Source organism: Sphingobacterium sp. SGR-19 (assembly GCF_011043555.1).
Taxonomy (GTDB): domain Bacteria; phylum Bacteroidota; class Bacteroidia; order Sphingobacteriales; family Sphingobacteriaceae; genus Sphingobacterium.
In genome coordinates this window covers 153115-174198 of record NZ_JAAKGS010000005.1, presented here as the reverse complement: position 1 = coordinate 174198, position 21084 = coordinate 153115, and the positions used below count along the sequence as shown (strand labels likewise).

Sequence of the window (21084 nt, the reverse complement as noted above, 5' to 3'; positions counted from 1 at the left end):
ATGTATTATATCATTTTCGCCATATTAACGATTGCCACGCTATACGGCTTGTGGCTGCTCTTCAGAAAGGCTGGCAAGCAGGGCTGGGAAGCCATTATCCCATTTTATAGGGAATACGTCATGGCTCAATTGACTGCTCGCCCCACATGGTGGATTATCCTCCTTCTGGTACCGATCGTCAACATATTTATCTTTTACGCGTTGTATCTCGACTTTCTAAAAAGTTTCGGGAAACGCCGGTTCTGGGAAACTGTTGTAGCGGTATTATTGCCTTTTATATTTTTGCCAATATGGGGAAGAGATTCCAATGTGAAATACTTAGGGCAGTCGAATACAGAAGAATTCAATAAAAAATACCCATACAAAAAGTCTGTCGCACGTGAATGGGCCGATGCCATTATTTTCGCCACCGTAGCGGCGTCATTGATTAGAGGCTTTCTCATTGAGGCCTATATGATTCCTACTGGATCGATGGAGCGCAGCCTATTGATTGGTGACTTCTTATTCGTGAGTAAGCTCAATTATGGCCCCCGTATACCGATGACCCCCATTGCTTTTCCGTTTGCACACCACACGATGCCGATAACAGGTGGGAAAGCCTATTCTGAGATTATACAGCTACCCTACAAACGGCTTCCCGGCTTCCAGAAAATTAAGCGAAATGATGTCGTTGTATTCAATTTCCCTGCGGGAGATACCGTAGCTTTAGAATATCAAGAAACGACCTATGCAGATCTGATACGCGCTATGGGGAAAGAAGCAGTACACAATCAGTTTACTATCACAACCCGTCCTATTGATAAGCGCGAAAACTATATCAAGCGTTGCGTCGGAATGCCTGGAGACATTATATCGCTGGAACGGACAAAACTAATGATAAATGGTGAACCCGCCTTTACCCCGCCCGAGATGCAAACGAACTATTTAGTGTATACGGATGGATCTGGACTCAATAGAGAAAGAATGCACGATTTACGAATTGACTTCCAACAGGCCCCAAGTGATCCTAGTGTTTATGTGATGCACATGACTGTAAAACAGGCGGAAATGATCAAAACGTGGGGAAATGTAAGAGACGTTGAGATGATAGTCGATGAATACGATATCGCCTTCCCCCACGATAAACGTTATGATTGGACCATTGATAATTTTGGCCCCCTCACTATTCCCGCCGAGGGTTGGACGGTTACGCTGGATTCCCTTACAATCCCATTATACGGACGTGCCATACGTGCCTACGAAGGCAATACACTAGAGAAAAAATCCGACGGCTATTACATCAATGGTGAAAAAGCAACTAGCTATACATTCAAACAAAACTATTATTGGATGATGGGAGATAACAGGCATAACTCGTTAGACTCACGCTCATGGGGTTTTGTTCCCGAAGACCATATTGTCGGCAAAGCCCTGTTTACATGGATGAGTTGGGATGAAAAAGGCACATTTCTTTCTAAAATACGATGGAACAGAATATTTAAGGGAATTAATTAAAGGCTTAGATACAGGGCTTGGCCCCTGTATCTAAGCCTTTAATGCTAACAAATACCGTTTGATAGTTTCTTCTAATCCTAGATACAATGCGTCGGCAATAAGCGCATGGCCAATACTTACCTCGAGGAGTCCCGGTATACGTTCATTAAAATATTTTAGGTTATGAAGATCCAAATCGTGGCCGGCATTTAACCCAAGCCCCACTTCCTGTGCCTTTCGGGCAGCCTTTATATACGGCGCTATAGCTTTTTGATCATCGTAACCAAATTCCGCTGCATATGCTTCGGTGTAAAGTTCTATTCTATCCGTCCCCGTTTCTGCCGCTCCCTCAACCATCTCCTCATCAGGATCAACAAAAATAGACACCCGGATTCCACTATCTTGAAATAATTTCACCATATCTTTTAAATAATCGCGATGCTTGATAGTGTCCCATCCGTGGTTGGAAGTAATCTGATTAAGTGCGTCCGGAACCAATGTCACCTGTGTCGGTTTGTTTGCCAACACCAGATCTACAAATTTTTGTTCCTGGCAATTTCCCTCTATATTGAATTCCGTCGTTACTTCCGCTTTGAGATCATAAACGTCTTGATAACGGATATGCCTTTCATCGGGGCGCGGATGCACCGTTATCCCCTGTGCTCCGAAACGTTCACAGGCTAATGCCGCAGCCACTACATTAGGTATGTTCCCTCCTCTGGAGTTTCGCAGTGTAGCAATCTTATTAATATTTACAGATAGTTTTGTCATGGTGTTTCTTTTTTTGGATTTTCGTAAGGGCATAGCATGCTAAACCCTTACGAAAATCCAAAAAAAACCTTAAATTGCAAACAGATAATGAATAATCTTGACCCAAATATTCTCAGCGGCTTCCGCCTATTGGACATCATTGACATTTTACTGGTGGCCATTATCATCTATTATATCTATAGTTTGATAAAGGGTACTATTGCCGTTAATATTTTGATAGGGGTAGGTCTTTTCTATGGTATCTATCTGGTCGTGAAACAAATGGAAATGCGCCTGCTTACCGAGATTTTTGGAGGATTCATATCCGTTGGTTCGATCGCATTAATAGTGGTTTTCCAACAGGAGATACGACGATTTTTAATCCATATTGGAAAGAACATTTCGCTGCGACGGAAAAAGTTCTTCCTGTCTTTCCTGAATAATAAAAAAACGTCCCAGATTGACAATGGTGAACAGCTAAAGCCTATCATTGATGCCTGTCGTAGCATGTCTCGCTCCCGCACCGGAGCCTTGCTTGTATTCTCCCGCTATTTTGACGAAGAGTACTATCAATCGAGCGGCGAATACATCGATGCTCCCGTATCGAAGCGTCTATTGGAAAGCATTTTTTTCAAAAACAGCCCGCTACACGACGGTGCCGTCGTTATTGTCGACTTTCGCGTCATGACGGCGAGCTGTGTATTACCGTTGTCCGATAGCGAGGATTTACCCCCGCAATTTGGACTACGTCACCGGGCGGCCATCGGCGTTACCGAAGTATCGGAGGCTGTTGCGGTTATTATTTCAGAAGAAACAGGTGAAATATCTTTTGCTAAAGATGGAAACATCAATATGAACCTCAGCCCCGAGGAATTGGAGAAAATCTTAAGGGAGGAGTTATAGCAGTTCCCTTACTGCCATCCTCCTCCTAGTGCCTTGTATATGACGATTTCGTTTAACAATTCTTCTTTCTGTATCTCCACTTCGTCCAATTCGGCGGCTACCGCATCTTTTTGCGCCGTAATAATCTCCAAATAGGAAACCCGTCCGGCAACAAACAGTTCGTTTGCCGCATCCACAGCACCTTTGAGCGCTTCTACCTCCTCTCTGATATATTGCTGCCGTTGTTCGATATGGTCTTGGGTTTTCACAGCGTTTGATACCTCGTTATAAGCATGGAGCACTCGTTTCTCATACTCCAAAAAGCTTAGCCCATACATGGCTTTATAGGTTTCGTATTGGCTTTTTAACTGGCGTTGGTTGAAAATCGGAGCCGTCAGCCCACCAGCTAAACCATAAGTCAACGATTTGTCGATATTGACAAGCTTATTAAAGCTAAATGCCTGCAAACCTATAAAAGGAGATAATACAACACTAGGCAAAAAAGCCGCTTTGGCAAATTTTACATCCTGCTCTGCCCCGATAAGCTGGAAAGTAGCCTCCCGAATATCAGGGCGTAAAGCTAGCATTTGAAAAGGCGCCCCTACATCCAATTTTCCAAATAAAGGTTGATCGCCAAATCCGGCTTCCACTCGTTGAACTTGGGTATCGAAACTTCCTGTCAAATAGTTAATATGATGCTCCAGCAATGTGATTTCCTGTCTGGTTCGTTCCCGTTCTGCCCTCGAGTTAGCCAAAAAAGCTTTAAATTGCTGTACACCGAGCTGTGTAGCACGTCCCGCCTCTTTCTGCAATTCCGTGATTTCCAAAGCTCGCTCGTTCAACTCAATGTTATTGTCGAACACCTTAATCTTGGCGTCTAAACTCAGCAATTCATAATATGCAGAAGCGATATTAGTCACCAGTTCCGTCTCCACCAGTCGTCTTGTCTCATTTTCCGCCAACAAACTATTGAATGCTGCATTTTTCTGTGCGCGTAGCTTGCCCCACAAATCCAGTTCCCAAGAAGCTCGAACACCGACAAAATAGTCGGGCAATACTTCCGGAATCTGTTCGTCGTCTTTTAAATTTTCCGAAAATCCGGTATCATAGTTACCAATACCCTCTTCCGTATAGAAACCGTATTTTCTCAATCCAGCTTCCGCAGCTAGATCTAAACTGGGTAAAAGAGCCGCTTTTCGTTGCTTAAAGCTCGCCTGTGCAATCTCAATGCGCTGAATAGCTTGCTGCAAATCATAATTATAGACCAACGCGGAGTCGATCAACTTCCTCAGATAGGAATCCGTAAACACCTCTTTCCAAGGTTGATAGGCAATATTTGTCGTGTCGGCATTTACCGAGGTGAGGCTATCGTGATCAAACTGCGTCGGCAGTTCTGCATGTGTTCCTTTTTCCAGTTGCTTTGGCACGCTACACGATACAGCCAACCCCGTACCCACTAGTAATGTTACGACCAGAGGGGCTTGGGGTATCATTTTCTTCTTCTTCTCATCCTCTTTCTTCTTTCTTTTCTTACGCGAACACATCACGTATAGTCCGGGAATAATAATAACGCCAAATAACGTCCCGATTAACATACCACCAACGGAGGCCGTACCTATCGTTCGATTTCCAATAGCTCCGGCACCAGTTGCCAGCATCAATGGTATCAATCCGGCGATAATCGCGAATGATGTCATCAATATCGGACGTAACCTAACATAAGCACCTTCGATCGCAGCCTGTAATACACTCATACCCTGCTTTTGTTTCAACACCGCATATTCAACGATCAAAATTGCATTCTTTCCGAGGAGACCGATCAGCATGACCATTGCCACTTGGGCATAAATATCGTTTTCTAATCCAAGTAATTTCAAGAACAGAAAAGAGCCAAATACACCTGGTGGAAGCCCGAGGATAACCGGCAGTGGTAACAGAAAACTCTCGTATTGCGCGGACAGCAATAAATACACGAACACCAAACAGAGCGCAAAGATGTAAATTGCCTGATTGCCAGAGATAACCTGCTCTCGTGTCATACCTGCCCACTCTATTGCGTATCCCTGAGGCAAATCTTTTGCTAACCTCTGTATCGTCTCAATCGCTTGCCCCGTGCTATACCCCGGTGCCGGTTGGCCGTTCAACATGGCCGACGTAAACATATTGTAGCGTGTTATTTGTTCAGGTCCGTACACACGTTTCATCTGGATAAAGGAAGAATAACGTACCATTTCCCCGTCGTTCGTTTTCACAAACAGGTCCAGCACGTCCTCCGGCCGTTGACGATAATGCGGATCGGCCTGCACCATCACTTTATACATCTGCCCGTAACGGATAAAATTAGTAGCATAAAAACTTCCCATTAGCGTTTGTAGCGTTGTCATGGCGTTTTCAACCGAAATTCCTCTTTTGGCCGCCATATCATAGTCTACCTCTAACATATATTGAGGAAAGCTTACATCGAAACTCGACGAAACTCCTTCTATGGATTCCGTATTATTAAGTGCTGTTACAAATTCATCAACGACCTTTGCCGTCTGATTTAAATCCTCATTTCCACTACGATCCAATAAGCGCAATTCAAAACCCGATGCATTACCAAATCCCGGAACCGTTGGCGGTGGAAAGAACTCGACCCTAGCGTCGGCGATATGCGCGGTCTTTTCCTGTAACTCTCGCATCACATCATCCACCGTGACGTCTCGTTCATCCCAAGGTTTAAGATTAATCATACCCATACCATAAGATGCCCCTGACACCTCGGTTAACAGGCTGTATCCCGCGAGCGTAGAAACGGTCTCGACTGACTCCAAATTTCGGGCAATCTCGCCCACCTCGTTCAATGCCCGTTCTGTGCGGTCTACCGTCGCACCTGGCGGAGTTGTTACATTTATATAGACCATACCTTGATCTTCAGTAGGAATAAAGCCCGATGGCAAGATACTGCTAGCACCCCAAGTGGCAACAAAAAAGAAAATAAGCATTCCAACGGTTACCATCCTGCGTCCGGCAATACGGGTTAACAAACTTCGATAGCCATTCGCTGTTTTATCATACGATGCATTGAATTTCTTGAAGAACTTATTTAACCAGCCTTTGGATTCTTTCTTTTCATGCGGTGATTTCAAGATTAGCGCGCATAGTGCTGGTGTCAATGTTAGGGCATTGATACCCGAAATCACGATCGCCGCCGCTAAGGTCAGGGAGAACTGGCGGTAGAATACCCCCACTGGACCCGAAAGAAAGGCTACCGGTATAAACACCGCCGACATCACCAAAGTGATAGCAATAACAGCGGAACCCACTTCTTTCATCGCAGCAAGTGTAGCCTCCATAGGGGGCAGATGTTCCTCCTCCATTTTAGCAAAGACGGCTTCGACGACGACAATACCGTTATCCACGACAATACCGATTGCCAGCACCAACGCAAACAACGTCAGCAAGTTAATGGAGAACCCCATCATCAGCATAAAAAACATAGCCCCGATCAAACTTACTGGCACAGCAAGAATGGGTATGATGGTAGCTCTGAAATCCTGTAAAAAGATAAAGACGACCAAAAAAACAAGAATAAATGCTTCCAATAACGTCTTCACCACGCTAGACATCGATGCGTCCAGAAAACGGGAAACATCGTATCCCATACTATATTCCATTCCCGGTGGAAAAGTCATAACCTTTAACTCTTCCATGCGGTCTTTTACACGTTGGATTACGTCCTGAGCATTTGATCCGGGCAACTGTTTCATCATAATGGAAGCCGACGGCCGTCCATCTGCTTTAGAAGCCATCTCATATTCTAATGATCCAAATTCTACCTCAGCCACATCACGGATCCGTAAGATCGAACCGTCAGAGTTGGCCCGAATAGGTACATTAGCATATTCCTGAGGTTCGGTAAACCGGCCGGGGTAGCGCAACACATACTGTTGCATGTTTACCGTTTTATCTGATCCAATTCCCGTTTGTCCCGGTGCCGCCTCGATATTTTGCCGGCGTAAGGCTTCAATTACCTCTTCTGTGGATATCTGATACGCCGCCAAACGATCCGGTTTCAGCCAAACACGCATAGCGTAATCCTTAAATCCCATAATTTCGGCAAAGCCGACACCCTCGATTCGCTTCAGTTCTTTAAGGATATTGATATCTGTAAAGTTATATATGAATCGTTCATCCGCCGTCTCATCGGAAGTATAGATATTGAGATACATCAACATACTGTTTACTTCCTTTTCGGTAAGTACACCCGCACGTATTACTTCTTCAGGCAGCTCATCTATTACCGTCGAGACCCGATTCTGTACATTTACCGCTGCGATATCTGGATCGACACCAACGTTAAAGGCTATTTGAATAAGTGTAGTTCCATTATTCGTGGTTACGGTATTCATAGAAGTCATACCAGCGACTCCATTAATTGCTCTTTCCAACGGGATAGCAACTGCATCGGTACTCACCTCTGCATTTGCCCCAGTATAACTTGCAGTTACCACCACTGATGGGGGCACAATATCCGGAAACTGTGTAACAGGTAAAGTAAATAGAGCTAAAAGCCCTAATAAGGTGATAAAAATCGAGATCACCAACGATAGTACCGGTCGTTTTATATAGGTTTCAAACATGTGCTGAATTAGTTTATATCTATTTTTTGGATGTTCTTATTTTTCTCCATCGGAATTACCCGCATACCGTCACGAAGCCCCTGTACGCCTTCGAAAACAATTTTTTGATCTTCGTCCAAACCGCTAGCGACGATATAGTAGTGACCGACACGCTCTCCAGCTCGAAAAGGCTTCATCTGCACCGTAGAATCGTTATTTAATACATATACGTATGCCTTATCCTGAATCTCCACTACCGATTTTTGATGCACAAATTTTGTGTCCCCTGTTGCTACAGGAACCCCTATTTTACCCGACGCACCGTGTTTTAGTAACCCTTCCGAGTTTGGAAATTTCGCCCGTAGTGATATAGAACCTGTACCGGGATTAAACTCGCTTTCCACAATTCTCGCTTCTCCCGCATGGGGATACTCCTCACCATTTGCCAGAACGAGCTTGACTTCTCTTTTAAATGTATTTCGTCTAAAATTGGAATCGCTGGCAAGATTCAGATATTCCGTTTCCGAAATATCAAAATATACATTTACGACACCTAAATCAGATATCGTTGTAATCAGGGAGCCTTCTTCCAACAAAGAACCTTCTTTCAATAGAATCCGATCAATACGGCCATTGAAAGGAGCACGTATGCGTGTTTGGGACAACTTGGTATGCATCTGATTTTTCACTGCCTTCGCTTCTTCTATTTTGGAAAGCGCAGCTTTATACTGTACCTTGATAAGGTCAGCCTCTGTCGAGGATACAATATTCTTTTCAACCAGCTTCTTGATCCGTTCTCTCTCCAGTTCTACTTTCTTTGCTTCGGAGATGGCAATATTGAGTGCTGCATCTGCTTTCGCATAATCTGCCTTATATTCTTCGTCATTCAGTTGGAAAAGCACTTGCCCTGCTTTTACGATCGCACCCTCATCAACATATATCTTTTCCAGAAAGCCCGTCAATCTTGACCGCAGCTCGACATTCTTGTTAGCCTGAATGTCTGCAATATATTCTTGATAAATCGTGGTGTCCATTACCATAAGATTCACTACCGGCACCTGAGTTGTTACTTCTACTTTGTTTTCTGTACTCTTAACGGTACAACTACTAGCAAACAACACCAATCCCATTATCGGGAATACCAATGAAAGCATCTTCATATAAAGTTTTATTATTTAAAAAGTGAATAAGTATATGACTTTTCTACTGCGATTATATCGTAGCTGTCACAACATTCCCGTTGTAAACAAGAACGCCATAGGAATTACATTAACTTCTTGAATATCCGCTGCTGCGAAAATATTCAAAGAATTAGGAAACTATTGGGAATAAAGCTAAAAGGGCTGTAGCCTATATAAGTGGGTGTAGTAGCCCGGTATAATCCGACGCTTCTTTCCATCGTAAACCGGATGTTTGATGTATGAGGCCAGCTGTTTAAAGGAAAACAAGATAGCAAGCACAAATACAAAGAAGGATAATACTGGTCCTTGAAATTCAAAGACACGATATTTATCGTAGAGAATCTCCACATCGTCTGCTTCGTGGTCAAGAGGGAGGTTCAACAAATCGTCAAGGACGAACTCCAAAAGAGATTCACCATTCAGAAGTGAGTCGTCATGCCGTATAACAGACACCGTTTCCGGCTGATAAGCCAGAATGTTCAGGTAGCACAATAATACCAAAGCGTGAACGATCTTAAACCACATTTGACGCAAAAATACTAAGCTTACGTGAAGTAGTCCACTTCCTATTGTAAAAAAAATGTTGTCCGGACCTTTGTATCAAAAACGATACAGCCCGAAGAATCCTCCGGGCTGTGTCTACTTTTATAATACTAATTACCGTGAATATTATTCTGCACGTAATATCTTAGCTGCTTCCACCATAGATTCCAACGCCGCTTTGGTTTCTGGCCATGCACGCGTTTTCAAGCCACAATCAGGGTTTACCCATAACTGTTCAGCAGGTACGACCGCCTTCGCTTTGCGAAGCAAGTGTACCATCTCCTCCGTGCTCGGCACGCGAGGCGAGTGAATATCGTACACACCCGGACCAATATCATTTGGATATTTGAAATCTCCGGCAAAGGCGTCAAGCAATTCCATTTGTGAGCGGGATGTTTCTATCGTGATTACGTCCGCATCCATTGCCGCGATGTCTTCAATGATATCATTGAATTCCGAGTAACACATGTGTGTATGGATTTGTGTATCATCTTCCACGTTCGATGAAGAAACGCGAAACGCACGAACAGCCCAGTTCAAATAACCTTGTTGATCCGCCTTACGTAACGGAAGCCCTTCGCGAATAGCTGGCTCATCAATTTGGATGATTTTGATACCCGCTTTTTCCAATGCCTGCACTTCGTCCAAAATAGCCAAAGCAATTTGGTAAGTCGTTGTCGAACGCGGTTGGTCGTTACGTACAAACGACCATTGCAAAATAGTAACCGGTCCAGTCAACATTCCTTTGACCGGACGGTTTGTCAAGGATTGTGCATAAGCAGACCAACGAACCGTCATGTCTGCCGGACGATAAACATCACCATAGATAATCGGAGGTTTTACACAACGGGATCCATAAGACTGTACCCATCCGTTTTTAGTGAACGCGTAACCTGCCAATTGCTCGCCGAAGTATTCCACCATGTCATTGCGCTCAAACTCGCCGTGCACCAAGACATCGATATCCAGCTCCTCTTGCAAACGGATAGTTCTTTCGGTTTCTTCCGCGATCTCTTTGTCATATTGCTCCTGCGTAATCGTACCTTTTTTCAAGTCTGCTCTCCACTTACGGACATCTTTCGTTTGTGGAAAAGAACCGATCGTGGTCGTGGCAAAAGCAGGCAAATTAAATTTCGCCTGTTGCGCCGTTTTACGAGCGGAAAACGGAGAGGTACGTGTCGCGTCGTCATCCGTAATATTTGCTGTACGCTCTTTTACTTCCGGTTTGTGAATCAGAGGTGATGTTCGGCGGCTTTCAGCAGCCGCTTTGTTCGCTTCAAAACGTTCAGCCGTTTTTGCATCCACCTGACCCTTAGCTAATACCGCCAAGTCCTTCACTTCTGCTAACTTTTGTTTCGCAAAAGCCAACCAGTTTTTCACCTCAGCAGGCAAAGATTCTTCATTATCTTCGTTGTCCAAATCAAACGGAACGTGTAGCAATGATGAAGAAGGCGCAACCCACACACGGTCAGCACCTAGTGCATCCACTGCCTGTTTGATTTTTACCAATGATCTCTCGTAGTCGTTTTTCCAAATGTTTCGACCTTCAACCACTCCTAAAGAAAGTGTCAAAGATGCAGGAACTTTTGATAAAATAGTATCTAGTTGATTTTCTCCACGAACAAGGTCAAGGTGAAGCGCGTGAACCGGCAAATTCACCGCTGTTTCTTCATTGTCACGGAGAGCTTCGAAATAAGTTGCAACGATTAATTTGATGCCTTTGGCCGCGGCAGCCAATTTTTCAAACACTTTACCGTATAAACCACGCGTAGTGTCATCAATATCCAATGCCAAGAAAGGTTCATCAATCTGCACATATTGCGCACCGGCATCAGCCAACTTCGCTAAGATCTCTTCATAAACAGGCAATAATCTATCGATTAAATCAATACGATCGAAGCCTTCTTCCTTTTCTTTACCTATTAAAAGATAAGTTATCGGGCCAATCAATACAGGCTTCGTTTCGATACCCAATGATTTAGCCTCCTTGTATTCGTTCAAGAATTTCTCCGACGTCAACTTAAACGTTTGGTCTTTCGTAAATTCTGGAACAAGATAGTGATAGTTCGTATCAAACCATTTGGTCATTTCCATCGCCGTGACATCCACGCCCCCCTCTTGGAAACCGCGTGCCATCGCAAAATATAGGTCTAAATTATATTGGCGATCAATTTTGTTTAACAGCGAATTGTAACGAGCTGGAATAGCCCCTACTGTTAAAGATAAATCCAAAACTTGATCATAAAAAGAAAAGTCATTAGATGGAATCAAGTCGATACCTGCTTCTTTCTGTGTCTTCCAGTTGCCTTCACGGATTTTAAGTCCAGCTTGCAATAACTCTTCCGCGCTGATTTTCTTAGCCCAATATGCTTCATTGGCCTTTTTCAATTCGCGGAATGCACCCACTCTCGGGTATCCTAAATTGTTTGTTAATAACATAATTATGTACGTTGTTGTGTTAAAATTTCTTTTTTACCATTTGCTTTTGGAGAAAAGGACACCAGAACGAGTGTGCTCAGCTTATCTTTCTCCCGAAGGAGTAGAATGTAGCACCTTGTCAAGAGACAGGTTGCTAAGGCTTCACAGGGTCTACTCCCTCGGCCTTTCTCTATAAGCGGGGCTAAGATAATAATAAAAAGGAATTTAACAAAATTTTCTTTATGCTCCTTTTTTATAAAAAGGAGCGCAAAAGTATGGACTAAAGCGACACACAACAGGATGGTACTTTATAAAATAGTACGTATATTCGCTCCGCTATATTAAAATACCGTTCAAAATGAGTAAGAAAATCGTATATCGATATAATTCGCGATATCCTTCCATCGCCGATTTAAGGAAGAAGGCAAAATCCCGAATTCCCAAATTTGCATTCGATTACCTTGAAGGCGGTTGCAACGAAGAATGGAACTTGGCCAAGAATGAAAGTGATTTCGACGACATTGTGCTCAAACCGCAATACCTCCGCGTATCTGGCGATATCGATATGTCCGTCGAACTTTTCGGGAGACGTTACAGCGCACCATTTGGCATTTCACCCATTGGCCTCCAAGGACTGATGTGGCCCAATGCACCGGAAATTTTAGCCAAGGCCGCTGCGAAAAATGACATCCCCTATACGTTAAGCACCGTCTCTACCAGTAGCATCGAACGCATCGCCGACGTCTCGGAGGGTAAGGCGTGGTTTCAACTTTACCACCCAACCGAAAATAGACTTCGCGATGATATATTACGCCGTTTGGCGGCCGTACAATGCCCCGTTTTGGTGGTCTTGGTCGATGTTCCATCCTTTGGACTTCGCTATCGCGAAATCAAAGCTGGTTTGTCGATGCCACCCAAAATGAATATAGCCAATATCACCCAAGCCATGATGCGTCCGCTATGGGGTATCAAAACCCTGCAACATGGCATACCTTCTTTTGCTACCCTAAAGCCTTATATGGAAAAGGGGCTCGACCTCGCACAGTTAGGTAAGTTTATGGACCGCACTTTTACCGGCAAGGTCGATATCGAAAAAGTAAAAGCCATTCGCGACATTTGGAAAGGTGCACTCGTCGTAAAAGGTATTACAAGCGATGAAGACATGGAAGCGGTCATCAGTATCGGTGCGGACGGTGTGATTGTATCCAACCATGGTGGACGTCAAATAGATGCGGGTGAGTCTTCTATCCACTCACTGATACACCTCGCGAGCAATCCTACTTATAAAGAGAAAATTAAAATTATGCTGGACGGCGGTATACGCTCCGGTGTCGATCTCGCCCGCGCACATGCCGTAGGTTCCGAATTTAATTTTATGGGGCGACCTTTTATGTATGGCGTAGGTGCTTTAGGCGACGACGGCGGAGAACATACTATCAGCTTGTTCAAAGCGCAACTATATCAGGTGATGCAACAACTTACGTTAGAAAATGTGGGGCAATTTCCGGAGAGATTATTGAAAAGGTAAAATTAAAAAACAACCCGTCAACGGCGGGTTGTTTTTATTCCTTTTTTCCTTCCAGATGCTGTCGTTGTAACGACAGACGCTTATTTGCCTTGTATATTTTAACCGCAATCAGGAAATAAGCCAATAACAGTGGGCCATATACCAGTCCGATAAGTCCAAACAGCGGAAGTCCGATAATAACACCTATTACCGTAATCAACGGGTGAATATTCCCAATCTTTTTACTAATAATAAAGCGGAGCACGTTATCAATATTGATAACCAGACCAAACCCCCAAATAAGCAACCCCAATCCCTGCCAAGTTTGTCCTTGGGAGAGCAGTATCAACACTGCCGGCACAAAAATCAACGGCGGGCCCAAAAGCGGAATAAAAGACAAAATAGCACAAATAACGCCCCAGAACAAGGGATCGCCCACATCAAAAATCCAAAAACCAATCGTTAAACATGCACCTTGAACAATAGCAATAACGGTCTGTCCCACAATATTCGAATACGTAATATTTTTCAGTTCCGCCCCGAATACGATCGCCTGCTCCTCATCGAAAGGTAAATAATACAATATCCCGTTTTCAAAACCCCGGTAATTAACAAACAGAAAATATAAGATGAAATACATCACCGTTATTTCCAGAAATATGTTTGCCGCACCCCCCAGAACCGCCGTTAGCAATGTCCCAAAATAAGCAGCACTTGATTCGAGTTGTTCCTGAAGCAAATCGGGTTTTCCCAACTTATCGCCGGCGAATTGGTTTATCGCATCAATAACTTGCTCAATCCAGGCGGGGTTTTCCTGCAGTTCTATCGCTTTTCGAACAAGCATACTCCCTATTCCTACAAAGGGGAGCACGATAATAAAAATAGAAAGGATGATAATAACCACCGCGGACAACGGTTTCGGCCAGCGCCATTTCTCGATCAAGAAAATGTTTAACGTCCGAAAGAGCGTATACATAACCAACGTGCCGAGAAACGCACTAAAAATCCCACGTGTGGCGTATAACAGTATACCGCCCAAAGCTAGGACAATCAAGAGAATAATGATATTTCTCTCTTTTTGGGAAAAAACAGGATTGTTCATACAGTTAATCGCGTCTATAACTGATGAACAACGATATTAAAAGTTTGGTTTTCGCTTTTCCAAGAAAGCCGCTACCCCCTCTTTAAAATCCGGCGTATCAAAAGCATCTGCAAACGCGTCCATTTCTTCTTCATAGCCTTTTTCTGGCTGCATAAGCCCTATATTCACGACCCGAATAGCGGCAGCGATCGCTGTTTGCGAACGCAGATACATTTTCTCCAACAGTTTTTCACAAGTAGCAATCAATTCCTCCGGACGCACTATGTGATTAACCAAACCCCATCGTAATGCATCTTGTGCGTCGATCATGTCGCCTGTCATAATCATTTCTAGCGCTTTTCCACGTCCCACAAGCTGCGGCAGCCGCTGCGTACCGCCGTATCCCGGAATAATGCCTAAGGAAACCTCTGGAAGCCCCATCTTCGCCTGTTCACTCGCCACGCGGATGTGGCATGCCATTGCCAACTCCAAACCTCCGCCCAACGCAAATCCATTAATAGCCGCAATCACTGGTTTGGGAAACGTATACAATTCATCCATCACCTCTTCTTGCCCAGATTTTGATAATTGCCAAGCATCATCAGATGAAAACTCCTGAAATTCTTTAATATCGGCCCCCGCTACAAAAGCTTTATCTCCTGCACCGGTTAAGATGATACCCCGCACATCGTCATTCGCTTTAAGTGTCGCCAATATTTCCGCCAGTTCTTTTAAAACAAGGGTATTCAGTGCGTTCAACTTATCCGGTCTATTTACCGTGATATATGCCGTTTTATCTTTGATGTCCAACAGAAAATAAGTAGGTGTCTCTTGCATGGCATTAGAAATTTAAATGAAGGCTTACCCGATATCTGTCCTTGTCGGCGTTTGGTAATCCCGTATAGTTTAACCGTCGTATATATTCAACGCGCAACAGACGGAAAATATTATCAATACCTACCTTTCCCTCCCAATATGGAATCTTATTATCGAGCACATGTGTCATAATATGTCCGTCGGCATCTCTATCAAAATGAACCACATCTTTACTGATATACGGGTTGTTAACATCGCTCAGCCGCCCATAAAACATTTTACCCCCCCAAATCTCTCGTAATTTAAGCTTCTTTATCAACGGAATCTTATTCAGGATAAATCCTTCGAGTTGATGCTCAAATGCCAAACGGATATATTCGTCTGCTACAAATTCCATGCTGCGCATCATCGAGAAGTCTATTTCATGACGTGTGTCCTCATCCCGGAATATATTCGGCATTTCTAACAATGGATAAGGTAATGTACCCCAGATTTTCCCTCCGCTCAACGTCGCATCGGCAAAGCCGAATTGATTCAAAAAGAAGCGTTTCGAAACAGAAGCACGTACAGCGTCAAATGCATAATCTCCGTTCCAAAAACCTTTTAAGCCTCGGTTATATTGAATATTAAACACCGGATATTTCTCTATAATCGTATTTCGTGTCAAATTACGGTAGTAGAATTTTTCCTTCGGAGCCCATCGTAATACAAATTCCACTTCATTGGTATTTATATTGGATATATTGTAGGAGTTGTCACCTGACGAAATAAATTGTAAATCCCCTATTGCACGCCTACGATGATGGATAAAAGAGCTTTGCAGGCTCACGTGATTGCCAAATTCTATCAAGTGTTTAAGTTGGTACGCATGGGTGTCCATCCATTTCGTCGGGCGGTTGCTTCGTATAGATTGAAAAAAACTATCTCCCTTTTTGAAACCTAGCATCCTACCCGGATCGAAGATATCATGCTGCACGGCCACTTGCAGGTAGTGGGCTGGAAAAGTAGCGACTGATTTGCCATTAAGGGAAAATGTCGGCCGTACGAAATATTTCATCTCACCATCTTGTGTCCCATAGGCTAAATATCCCTCGATAAATACCTTTTCCGAAAATCCGAGCGTCGTCCGTCCACTAAGCCGTATCCGGTTACCCTCGATATTATTCCGTGAATACAAATATTCCAACGGCCCAAACTCCACAGGTCCTGCCGGATAGAATCCCTGCGCTAACAAATAGCCAGCAGCAAGCATCGTCCTAAATGTACGGTTATTGTTCAGTGAATCTACATTGGTGTAAACTCTGTTTTCGACAGGTGACAGCTGCACCGGACGTTGGTGATGGACAAGTTTTTCATTATCTCTTGCCGATGTCAATATCTCAGTAGGTGCTCCCTTAAAAACATCGTCCGAAAAAGAGGGAGAAAAATCGTAATCATAATTGTGCGTAGTCCTACGGCCATAAACGGCATCGCTTCGGTTGGTCCCAAACATGATGTCGACATCGCTACGAACCAAAAACATGTATTGTTCATCATTCGGTCTGAATTGCAAATCAATCGTTATGTCATTGATCCAATTCAAATTTGCCTCCTTGTTTGCGCGCAAAGTAGCACCTTGTACCGCAAATCGCCCATCTGTTGTAATCCGGAGCTTTCCACTAAGCAAAAGATCCGTCTTGTTTCTCGGCTCAAAATTCAATTCTATTAATCGGCCGTCTTCCGTGTCAATGGTGTCCGCAATATAATACTTATAAAAAACGGGTGCGTTGTTCGCTATCGGACTTAGGAATAACTTATTTATCAGAAAGATATTTTCATCATAGATCTCTATATCCTGAAAAAGATAGGATAGATACGATTGAATATTATGATTATTTACATACCGGTCATCAAAATCCGTTTGTTTGATAGATTTTACTCGTTTTTTAAAGCTTTTGGGATCATTCTTCGAATAGACATCACTAAGCTGCTCCTGCATAAATATCGTTAGCAATTTATTTCCGGGTGATGTTAATGTGTCTACATTATCGAAGAAAAAGCTCAAGCTTCCCATCCGTTTATTATACTGCTCCGATGGATTTACGAGGCCAAATTGAAGTTTGTCATACTGCTGGAAGGATAGTCTAGGTTGGTTTTCCAAGCGGTTGGAGCGTTTACTCTTGATCACCTGATGAATAAGATCTACCGCCGGATTTCGATTTCGATATTTCTGTCTACGGGAGATCTCAATCGCATCGATAACATGCTTATCACTTTCGAGTGCAATTTGCACATGTTCCTGTGTCGAATCAACACGCACAAGCATTTCTTTATAGCCAATAGCAGACACGAGGAGCCGCAACGGAAGCGTACTCTTCGTCGTTAGGAGAAATTGCCCTGAAGCACTACAGGATGTCCCGTCGGATGTACCATGCACCTGTATACTAGCCTGTGGAATGCCTTTTCCTGTAGCATCATCTATAACTGTTCCACTGATTTTTTGTTGAGCCACGCCTTGCTGTATAGCAACGCCAAGGGTAAATATCCATATCAACAATTTCAGCAAGCTTATTCTACTCATATCCAAAATGGCACTGCCATAAAGATAGGATTTGTTTTCTTTTTTTCTTGACAAAAAAAGAAACAAAAAAGTCAAGGCTGAGAACGTTTCCGCTATTTTTCTTTGTCTATTCCTAAACAAAATAAACTCGCTTTGCTCAAACAGTATTTTGTTTTTAACGGAATAGCCCTCAGAAAAACGGCCGCGGAAAAGTTCAAGGCCGTTTTAGTCCGCTTAACCACCATCAATTATTGACCACGTTCATTTACGCCCAATACACCACCCCTTCTTAACCTTTAAGGTCGCATCAAAAGCTTTGGCAAATGTAGGATTCATCCCTAGTACTATCCCTAATGCCAAAGGTTTTAAGCGACGAGGTTTATGAACATGTGTTTATTTTGGTGTTCATGAGCTCCCATTGGTCGGTTTGGTTCTTTTTACGGGAAAAAGAACAAAAGAATACTATCCGGATAAACACCGATGATCAGTGTCAATACGGCGGCAATAACCAATACTACCTTATAACTAGTTGGCACATGTTGTTCTGTTACTTCCTCCTCCGGTTTACGGAAATACATATTGACGACTACATGCAAATAATAGTATACCCCGATTGCAGCATTAATAACAGCTAAGATCAACAACGTGATGTTATATATTCCCATCACATTATTGAACATCATAAACTTACCCATAAAACCGGCCGTCAACGGAATACCAGCTAGCGAAAGCATAGCTACGGTCAGTATGAAAGCCAACAGGGGCTGTTTTTTCGCTAACCCATTGAACGACTCAAAGTTCTCTGAGCCGGTGCTGCGTTTGACCAGAATAAGCATACCGAAAGCAATCACGGAAGCCAACGAATACGCTGTTGCGTACACCAGCATACCCGACGCGGAAGTTGCGCCGACAGATACGATGGCAAACAGCATATAGCCTGCATGCGAAATACTCGAATAAGCCATCATCCGCTTAAAGCTAGACTGTAGCAAGGCGGTGATATTTCCTACAAAGAGCGTGATAATGATAATCGTAAGCAATACAGGTGTCCAAAAGTCGTGCAGCGGAACCAATACCGTGCTGAATAGCCGTAGAAAGCCGACAAAAGAAGCGACTTTTACGACCGTACTCATAAAGCTGGTAATCAATATTGGTGCGCCATCATACACATCCGGTGTCCAAAAGTGAAAAGGTGCCGCACCGACCTTAAAACATAAACCACATAGTAACAGCAACACGCCACCATAAAATAAGGGAGAAATCTCGGAAGATGTCTGTACATAGGCTTGCAATTCCGTTAGGTCAAATGTACCCGAAGCCCCGTACAATAGTGTGATACCAAAAAGGAGAAATCCTGTAGAAAAGGCTCCCATCAAAAAGTACTTCAGTGCCGCTTCATTCGAAGCAAGATCTGTTTTCCGAATCCCCACCAGGATATACAAGGCAACCGACATCACCTCAATACCGATGAACAGCATGGCAAAATTATGATAGGCATTAACCAACAACGCGCCTGTCAACGAAAAGATAATCAAACAAAAATACTCCGAAAGATACGTACTGATGTTCTTAAAATATTCTTTAGAAAGTAAAATAACCAATCCAGTAATCACCACGCACAAGATAGAAAAAGACAATGCTAAGCGATCAAAAATCACCATCCCGTGAAACTGCGGCAGTGCTTCGCTGTTCCATCCCGCCACCAGAAAGCCTAGTGTCACGACCAATCCCAGCAGCGTTACAGGAAGCAGTGCGTTCTTTGCTTTGAACAAGCCCAGATATAACACCACCATCCCCAAGATACACAATGTAATAATTGCCCCCATAATATTCTACAATCGCTAATTAAAATTTAATTTGATTCAATAAGTTCGTTACCGATGCCTCTGACAGCTGTAAAATTGCTTTCGGCCATACACCTAAAAATAAGGTAAAAAACACGATAACACCCAACACCAATACTTCGTATCCTTTTATATCCAATACATTTACATAACGTTCCGGCAATGCACCTAACATCGATTTTTGATACAAGCGCAACATATAGACCGCTCCCAAAATTAAGGTCAGCCCGCCGAATACAGCATACCATACCCCGTAATCAAACACACCTTTCAGTAATAGAAATTCACCGATAAAGCCATTCGTCAGCGGTAAGCCTACCGCGCCCATCAGAATAATAAGAAATAACGTTGCCAAACGAGGGGTCTTGCTCGCCATTCCTCCCCATTCCGCCAATGTACGCGTTCCCGTGCGCTCTTGTAAGATATCAATGATAAAAAATATCCCTATTACACTCAAGCCATGGTTCACCATCTGAATGATTGCTCCTTGCAATCCTTCCAGGTTCCACGAAAATACACCGGCTGAAATAAGACCGACGTGTGCAATAGAAGAATAAGCGATCAGACGTTTAGCATCCTGCTGTTTAAAAGCGATTATAGAAGCATACACGATCCCGATAACACAGAGAACCATCACCACTTGGCTATAAGCCAAAGCACCAAGCGGGGCAACCGGTAATAGCCAACGAATCAATCCATATACACCCATTTTAAGCATAATACCTGCCAATAGCATTGTTCCCGCTGCCGGTGCATGCGTATAGGTATCAGGTTGCCAAGTATGGAACGGGAAGATCGGAATTTTGATGGCAAACGCCAGAAAGAACGCCCAGAATATCCAGCGCTGTGCAGACTCCGATAAGTCCAATGCCGCGAATGCACTCCATTCAAAGCTTGGTGTTGCACTTTGATTGTACAGATAAATCAGCGCCACCAACATCAACAAGCTTCCAAAAAATGTGTAAACAAAAAATTTAAGATTAATACGAATGCGGTCGCCATCGCCCCATAACGCACAGATAAAATAGATAGGAATCAAAGCCACCTCCCATCCAACATAGAATGTGAAAGCGTCTAACGCCAAAAATACAAGCAATAATCCGGCTTGCATAAACGAGATCAACGCAAAGAAATTACCTTTATGCGCTTTTCGAAACGAAGACAATACAATGAGTGGAATTAACCCATTTGTCAACAATAACATGGGTAGACTGATACCATCTAAGCCAATATGAAACTGAATTCCCAAGGACTCCACCCACATCCAACGCTGCTCGAACTGTATACTCGCATCCGGTATGAATCCGCACAAAAAAGGGATAGAAAGCCCCAATTCAAGCAACGCAGCAATCAATGCTATCCATTTTGCCCGTACTGCATCCTTTACAAAACATAATACTATTGCTGAAATAACAGGTACTAATAGTAATATAAATAGGTTACTCATTG

General features: G+C 43.4%; 13 protein-coding genes and 1 riboswitch. Of the genes, 3 read left to right on the top strand and 10 right to left on the bottom strand.

From position 1 onward, the window contains the following. Positions 1-1494, top strand: coding sequence for a signal peptidase I (gene lepB / locus G5B43_RS11465; RefSeq protein ID WP_165294891.1), 1494 nt, complete (start codon positions 1-3; stop codon positions 1492-1494). 30 nt (positions 1495-1524) lie between these two features. On the opposite strand, the gene G5B43_RS11460 is transcribed toward lepB, so the two are convergent. Continuing rightward, positions 1525-2244, bottom strand: coding sequence for a pyridoxine 5'-phosphate synthase (locus G5B43_RS11460; protein ID WP_165294890.1), 720 nt, complete (start codon positions 2242-2244; stop codon positions 1525-1527). 87 nt (positions 2245-2331) lie between these two features. Between G5B43_RS11460 and cdaA the strand changes: the two genes are divergently transcribed. Continuing rightward, entirely contained in the window at positions 2332-3126 is a 795-nt protein-coding gene (gene cdaA / locus G5B43_RS11455; RefSeq protein WP_165294889.1) for a diadenylate cyclase CdaA, read from the top strand. Positions 3127-3134: 8 nt separating this feature from the next. On the opposite strand, the gene G5B43_RS11450 is transcribed toward cdaA, so the two are convergent. The 4 genes from G5B43_RS11450 to metE form a co-directional block, all read right to left on the bottom strand. Next, positions 3135-7727 carry an efflux RND transporter permease subunit gene (locus tag G5B43_RS11450; RefSeq protein ID WP_165294888.1) on the bottom strand — a complete coding sequence of 1531 codons (4593 nt, stop codon included), beginning with the start codon at positions 7725-7727 and terminating at the stop codon, positions 3135-3137. 8 nt (positions 7728-7735) lie between these two features. Further along, complete coding sequence (locus G5B43_RS11445) at positions 7736-8866, bottom strand: efflux RND transporter periplasmic adaptor subunit (RefSeq protein WP_165294887.1); 1131 nt, start codon at positions 8864-8866, stop codon at positions 7736-7738. 174 nt (positions 8867-9040) lie between these two features. After that, positions 9041-9412, bottom strand: a complete 372-nt coding sequence (locus tag G5B43_RS11440; protein ID WP_165294886.1) for a hypothetical protein — start codon at positions 9410-9412, stop codon at positions 9041-9043. A 144-nt stretch (positions 9413-9556) separates the two neighbouring features. Next, positions 9557-11869 carry a 5-methyltetrahydropteroyltriglutamate--homocysteine S-methyltransferase gene (gene metE, locus G5B43_RS11435; protein ID WP_165294885.1) on the bottom strand — a complete coding sequence of 771 codons (2313 nt, stop codon included), beginning with the start codon at positions 11867-11869 and terminating at the stop codon, positions 9557-9559. Between the two features lie 78 nt (positions 11870-11947). Then, positions 11948-12047, bottom strand: a riboswitch (SAM riboswitch). 159 nt (positions 12048-12206) lie between these two features. On the opposite strand from metE, the gene G5B43_RS11430 reads away from it, so the two are divergent. Then, complete coding sequence (locus G5B43_RS11430) at positions 12207-13376, top strand: alpha-hydroxy acid oxidase (protein WP_165294884.1); 1170 nt, start codon at positions 12207-12209, stop codon at positions 13374-13376. Between the two features lie 34 nt (positions 13377-13410). Here the strand turns inward: G5B43_RS11430 and G5B43_RS11425 are convergent, their stop codons facing one another. From G5B43_RS11425 to G5B43_RS11405, 5 genes are all read right to left on the bottom strand, one after another. Continuing rightward, positions 13411-14457 carry an AI-2E family transporter gene (locus G5B43_RS11425; protein WP_165294883.1) on the bottom strand — a complete coding sequence of 349 codons (1047 nt, stop codon included), beginning with the start codon at positions 14455-14457 and terminating at the stop codon, positions 13411-13413. A 36-nt stretch (positions 14458-14493) separates the two neighbouring features. After that, positions 14494-15273, bottom strand: a complete 780-nt coding sequence (locus G5B43_RS11420) for an enoyl-CoA hydratase/isomerase family protein (protein WP_165294882.1) — start codon at positions 15271-15273, stop codon at positions 14494-14496. A 4-nt stretch (positions 15274-15277) separates the two neighbouring features. Beyond that, entirely contained in the window at positions 15278-17812 is a 2535-nt protein-coding gene (locus G5B43_RS11415) for a DUF5686 and carboxypeptidase-like regulatory domain-containing protein (RefSeq protein WP_165294881.1), read from the bottom strand. A 416-nt stretch (positions 17813-18228) separates the two neighbouring features. Beyond that, on the bottom strand, positions 18229-19617 hold the full coding sequence (locus G5B43_RS11410; RefSeq protein WP_165294880.1) for an NADH-quinone oxidoreductase subunit N: 1389 nt from the start codon (positions 19615-19617) through the stop codon (positions 18229-18231). Positions 19618-19636: 19 nt separating this feature from the next. Continuing rightward, positions 19637-21082, bottom strand: a complete 1446-nt coding sequence (locus tag G5B43_RS11405) for a NuoM family protein (protein ID WP_165294879.1) — start codon at positions 21080-21082, stop codon at positions 19637-19639. Positions 21083-21084 lie beyond the last annotated feature (2 nt).